We start from the raw sequence: 5598 nt of genomic DNA, 5'->3' as shown, positions 1-5598 counted from the left end.
TTTCCCCATTTCCCCATTTCCCCATTTCCCCATTTCCCCATTTCCCCATTTCCCCATTTCCCCATTTCCCCATTTCCCCATTTCCCCATTTCCCTATTTCCCCACTCCTGACGACCGACTCCTGTTTCCTTCCCTAAAGCCTTCTTTCGATCGCTTTTGACCAAACTTGCTGTATAGTTTCTAGACTAACATCGATCGCCGGTTGTTTATCCCGGTCAAAAATCCGAATATTATCGCTTTTTTCGCTAACTTTGCCGGTTATTTGCCAATAGTCTCTTAATTGTGTCTTTAGATATTCTTCCCAATCTTGCTGATTTTCGGAGGAAACGGAGACGATAATGCAACTAGCTAATTCTCCGAATAACACCGCGTCAAAACGGCCTTGATTGTGCCAAGAAAGGTCAATTTCCGCCCCTAATTGGCCACTAATACAGCATTCTGCCAAAGCAATGGCTAAACCTCCCTCCGCGCAATCGTGGGCAGATTTCACCCAACCGGCGCGAATTCCCCGACGACAGGCCGCTTGTACCTTTCTTTCTAATTCAAAATCAATTACCGGCGGTTTTCCCGTCACCAAACCGTGAATAACGGCTAAATATTCGGAAGCGCCGATAGTTGGCAAGGAAAAACCCAAAAGATAGATTAAATCCCCCGCTTTTTGCCAACCTTGACCGCAAATTTCCCCTATATCCGGCACTAATCCCACCATACCAATCACGGGAGTCGGATAAATAGACTGGGGGCTGCCAGCTGCATTAACGGTTTCGTTGTACAAAGAGACATTACCCCCAGTTACTGGTGTATTCATTTCCCGACAAGCTTCGGCAATACCCTGACAAGCAGTGGCTAATTGCCAATAACCGATTGAATTCTCTGGACTGCCGAAATTGAGATTATCCGTGACAGCAATAGGGTCAGCACCAACACAGCTAAGGTTTCTGGCCGCTTCTGCCACGGCCAACTTAGCCCCGTTATAGGGATCAAGATAAACGTATCGCGGATTACAATCTGTAGTCGCCGCTACACCGCGCCGAGAATTTGCGGGATTAGCACCCAGAGGACGCACGCGAATCACGGCCGCATCGGCTCCCCCGGGGAGAATAACGGTGTTATTCTGGACTTGATGATCATATTGACGATAAACCCAGCGTTTTGAGGCAATCGAGGGACTATCGAGCAGTTTTAATAAAATCTCGTTATAGGATTCGGGAATAGGAATCGTGCTATCTTGCCATAATTGAGCTTTTTGGGCGTATTCTGGCGGTTCTGTTAGTAATTCCCGATGATAAATCGGAGTGTTATCCGCTAGGGCCGTGGCAGGAATTTCGGCGGCAATTTCCCCTTTAAATAATATACGGACGATCGGTTCAGCGATAACAGTGCCAGCGACCACAGCCTGAAGTCCCCAACGATGGAAAATCTCGATTAATTCGCCTTCTCGTCCCGATGCTGCCACAAATAACATTCTTTCTTGGGATTCCGATAGCAGATATTCGTAGGGAACCATCCCGGTTTCCCGGACGGGGATTTTATCGAGGTCTAATTCAATTCCCACCCCTCCCTTGGCCGCCATCTCGGAAGTAGAACAGGTGATCCCTGCGGCCCCCATATCCTGGGCCGCCACCACCGCGCCGGTCTTAAATGCCTCTAAACAAGCTTCTATCAGGGATTTTTCCAGAAAAGGGTCGCCCACTTGCACCGCGGGCCGGTCATCCATAGATTTATCGGTTAATTCGGCGCTGGCAAAACTCGCCCCTCCCATACCGTCGCGGCCGGTGGTAGAACCAACGTATAAAACCGGATTTCCCAGGCCTTTTGCCCCAGATTTGACGATTTCTTCGGTTTCCATTAGCCCTAAAGCCATGGCATTAACCAGAGGATTGCCATTGTAGGCATTATCGAAGTATATCTCACCGCCCACCGTGGCAACGCCCACACTATTGCCATAATGACTTATCCCTTCCACGACTCCGGCAAAAATGCGACGATTGCGGGCATCTTCCAAGTTACCAAAACGGAGGGAGTTGAGGATAGCAATGGGACGCGCCCCCATGGTAAAAATATCCCGCAGGATGCCTCCGACTCCGGTAGCGGCACCTTGAAAGGGTTCCACCGCAGAAGGATGATTATGGGACTCGATTTTAAAGGCTAATCGCAATCCATCGCCTAAATCCACTACTCCGGCATTTTCCCCCGGTCCGACGAGAATTTTTTCGCCGGTGGTGGGGAATTGTTTGAGGAGCGGCCGGGAGTTTTTATAACAGCAGTGTTCTGACCACATCACGCCAAACATTCCTAATTCGGCTTTGTTGGGGTGTCTTCCCAGTCTTTTGACTATGTCTTCGTATTCTTCGGGTTTGATGCCTTCTGAGGCAATTTCTGCGGCAGTGAAGGGGGTAGTCATGGGACAATGCGATCGAGGGACAAGATTTATTGTATAACGTCTGATCAGATCGAGTTATAATATTTAGTAAAAGATAAAAAAGTTAAAAGGGTTTGCGCTAGTTAAAGTTAAGCTAAAGAAATAGTTTTATTAGGAGTTGGAACGAAACTATGGCAGTAGAAACAGCTTTATCAATGAAAGCATTATACGATCAGGATTTTGTTCTTTGGGCTTCCAAAACCGCCGAACTTTTAAAGCTAAAAAAGTTTGATGACGTGGACTGGGAAAATCTGATCGAGGAAGTCGAGTGCATGGGTAAAAGTGACAGAAGGGCTGTAGAGAGTTTATTAACTAGGCTGATCGAACACCTGTTTAAGTTAGCTTATCACAAATCGGAACGGGAGCGAGAACGCAACGTCTGTCACTGGGTAGGAGAAATTGCCAGTTTCCGAACTCAACTAGGAGAGTGGCTAGAAACCACTACTCTCACCAACCACGCGCGGGATTATTTTCAAAAAGCCTACTCGAACGCTCGGAAAACCCTAATACAAGCGAAAACCGTCACTGGCGACGCGATTCCTGTCGAGCCTCCTTTCTCCCTCGAACAGGTATTAGACGGGGAGTGGTTCCCGATTGATATCGATCATTACTTTGACGATTTTCCTTTTACTTAGACCGTGTTATCCTGATAATATTGGCTTTCAAAACTGAAATATGGATGCCCTGATTCAAGAACTGGAAATTAAACTGCGTCAATGGCAACCGGCAACTGTTGAACAGGTGCGACGTTATCTTGTCGAGATTATCGAATTAGCAGACCAAGACGCGTTAGAACTTCTCCGTTCTAGATTGGTTGAGCAGGAGGTATTAGATATAATTGACGAACCCGAAACCCGGTGAAGTGTGGCTAGTTGATTTAGGACTGGCTGCCAAAACGCGACCTGTTGTAATAGTATCTCGTCTTGACCCCAACCCACCAAGGGCCTTAGTTCTCTACATCCCTATAACCACACAAAATCGGGGTAGTAACTACGAGGTGGAATTGTCTGCGGTGAGGTTTCTACGAACAGGTTCGGTAGCAAATATACAAGGATTAGGTTCTATTTCATCGGTGAGACTGGAACGAAAACTGGGCGAACTTACCGAGGAAAATATGCGTAAAATTAAACAAGCTTTGCTATTTGCTCTGGATTTGATGGAGACTTCCCACGAATAATTAAATTAAGAAAAATAATAGGATATTTGTATCAACGGCGTTCATGTAAGATATCCCGTGTAAATCTAGGAGCATTGGGGGGAATCGGGTTTTGTTGCATTCGCTCCACGATTTGCCTTAAGTGGGAGTTTTTAAACCCAAATTTTCTAGTAAAATGATTAAGGATAATTGGCCCAAACTGTATGGGGATTTAAGCCTGTGATCATCAAAGAGTTAGAAGAGCAACTTCTTGCCCTCAAACCTAGCGAAAAAGTGCAGGTAATCCAGTTACTCGCTCAAAGTCTTGGTGGTAATTGGCAGGGAATTGAGAAAACGCCTAAAGTTTGCGGCGGACAAGCCTGCATTGCCAATACAAGAATTCCAGTTTGGGTGTTAGTAGAAGCTCGTCGTCTTGGTTATAGTGATGCTGATTTATTAACAAGTTATCCGACTATTAAGGCTACGGATTTAGCCAATGCTTGGGTATATGCGGCAGCTCATGAAGAGGAGATTGATTTACTCATTGAGCAGAATGAGGCAGTTTAGGGGATGGCACGTTTTTATGCAGATGAGCAGTTTCCCTTGCCGGTTGTGGAATTGTTGAGAAATTTGGGCCATGATGTTTTGACGGTGCAAGAAGCGGGAAATGCTAATCAACGGATACCTGACGAGCAGGTGTTGGCGTTTGCTGTCAGTCAAGAGCGAGCCATTTTGACGATCAATAGAATTGATTTTATCCGTTTGCATCGTCGTGACGATCAGCATTTCGGGATTGTGGTTTGTACGAATAATCGTAATTGGCAACAGTTTACAGCACAGGTTGATGAGGCGGTAAGGATAGAGGAATCCTTACAGGGAAAGTTGATTCGGGTGGTACGTCCCTCTGTTTAAGTTAGCGATCGCCCTCAAAAATTTGGTAGAATGTAGAATGTGTTGGCACAGCCTCACCCATCGCAATTTAGATTAAACTGCTCCCAAAAAGGCAAAAGCTGCCCAGAACGCACCCTAGAAGATCTCAAAAAAAAATCGACCCGCCTAGCGGCGGGAGACAAAGGGCAAAAAGGCAAAAGAGCAAAGGGTTAAAGTCCTGGGGAGACACACGCAACCCGAAAACCGAAGTCGAGGTAGTCGGGGTTGAACCTGTTGCGGGTGGCAGAACGACAGTAATTAGGGCTGTAGTTCCAAGAACCGCCGCGCAGACATTTTAGAGACTGAGAACGATTATCATTATCAATCCACGCCGTGCCATCATCCGGCGCTCCAGCATAGCTATTATGCCAATCGTCTTCGCACCACTCCCAAACATTGCCACTCATGTCATGTAGTCCCCAAGCATTGGGCTTTTTCTGTCCTACGGGATGAGTTTTGTTATTAGAATTTGCGCTACCCCAAGCGTAATCTCCTAACTGATTATCATCATCACCAAAATAATAGCGAGTGGTTGTCCCGGCACGACAAGCATATTCCCATTCCGCTTCTGTGGGTAGGCGATAGGTTTTCCCGGTTATTTGACTCAATTTTTGACAAAAAGCTTGAGCGTCATTCCAGCTAACATTTTCTACCGGATTTTGGGGATTATTTTTAAAACGAGAGGGATTGTTTCCCATTACTGCTTGATATTGTGCTTGAGTAATGGGATATTTGCCGATGGCAAAACTGTTGACTTTGACTTGGTGTGGAGGCTTTTCACGATCACTATCAGAAGAACCCATGAGAAATTTACCTGCTGGTAAGCTTACCATCTCTAGTTTTATCCCATCGGCTAGGTTTTCGGTAAAGGAAGTTTTATCCTCTAGCGCTGTCCCTAACTGATAACTGATAACTGATGACTGATAGTTTTCGGTAAATGAAGTTTTATTGCCTGGCGCTGTCTCTGGTTGAGTTTGGGGAGGAATAGGAGAGTCACCGACGACGGAGGTGCTAAAGTCCCCGACTCTCTCGATTACATGGTTGTTGATGCGTTGAATGGCGGTTTCCAGTTCGATTTCCTCGTCGGGGATTTCCACTTCTGTCCATTGCC

The 5598-nt window shown here is 46.3% G+C and carries 7 protein-coding genes; 5 read left to right on the top strand and 2 right to left on the bottom strand.

Translation table 11 applies throughout. The annotated features are described in order from the left end of the window. Positions 1 to 133: 133 nt before the first annotated feature. Positions 134 to 2404 (bottom strand): phosphoribosylformylglycinamidine synthase subunit PurL, encoded by a 2271-nt coding sequence (purL, locus tag IM319_RS18395; RefSeq protein ID WP_287736517.1) that lies wholly within the window; start codon positions 2402 to 2404, stop codon positions 134 to 136. 149 nt (positions 2405 to 2553) lie between these two features. Between purL and IM319_RS18390 the strand changes: the two genes are divergently transcribed. The 5 genes from IM319_RS18390 (at position 2554) to IM319_RS18370 (ending at position 4469) form a co-directional block, all read left to right on the top strand. Continuing rightward, on the top strand, positions 2554 to 3057 hold the full coding sequence (locus IM319_RS18390) for a DUF29 domain-containing protein (RefSeq protein ID WP_271974736.1): 504 nt from the start codon (positions 2554 to 2556) through the stop codon (positions 3055 to 3057). Positions 3058 to 3097: 40 nt separating this feature from the next. Beyond that, complete coding sequence (locus IM319_RS18385; protein WP_159291351.1) at positions 3098 to 3283, top strand: hypothetical protein; 186 nt, start codon at positions 3098 to 3100, stop codon at positions 3281 to 3283. Then, positions 3261 to 3599: a type II toxin-antitoxin system PemK/MazF family toxin gene (locus IM319_RS18380; RefSeq protein ID WP_287736516.1), complete on the top strand. Its 339-nt coding sequence runs from the start codon at positions 3261 to 3263 to the stop codon at positions 3597 to 3599. The genes IM319_RS18385 and IM319_RS18380 overlap by 23 nt, the downstream gene beginning before the upstream one ends. A 198-nt stretch (positions 3600 to 3797) precedes the next feature. Beyond that, positions 3798 to 4124 carry a DUF433 domain-containing protein gene (locus IM319_RS18375; RefSeq protein WP_286827064.1) on the top strand — a complete coding sequence of 109 codons (327 nt, stop codon included), beginning with the start codon at positions 3798 to 3800 and terminating at the stop codon, positions 4122 to 4124. A gap of 3 nt (positions 4125 to 4127) precedes the next feature. Continuing rightward, positions 4128 to 4469, top strand: coding sequence for a DUF5615 family PIN-like protein (locus IM319_RS18370; RefSeq protein ID WP_287078961.1), 342 nt, complete (start codon positions 4128 to 4130; stop codon positions 4467 to 4469). A gap of 188 nt (positions 4470 to 4657) precedes the next feature. Here the strand turns inward: IM319_RS18370 and IM319_RS18365 are convergent. Continuing rightward, positions 4658 to 5598: formylglycine-generating enzyme family protein (locus IM319_RS18365; RefSeq protein ID WP_287736515.1), on the bottom strand; the 941-nt coding region annotated here is incomplete at its 5' end.

Origin of the sequence: Microcystis sp. M113S1 (assembly GCF_020246945.1) — a bacterium.
Lineage (GTDB): Bacteria > Cyanobacteriota > Cyanobacteriia > Cyanobacteriales > Microcystaceae > Microcystis.
Note: the sequence above shows the minus strand (reverse complement) of the source record. Positions and strands in the feature narration are given on the sequence as shown.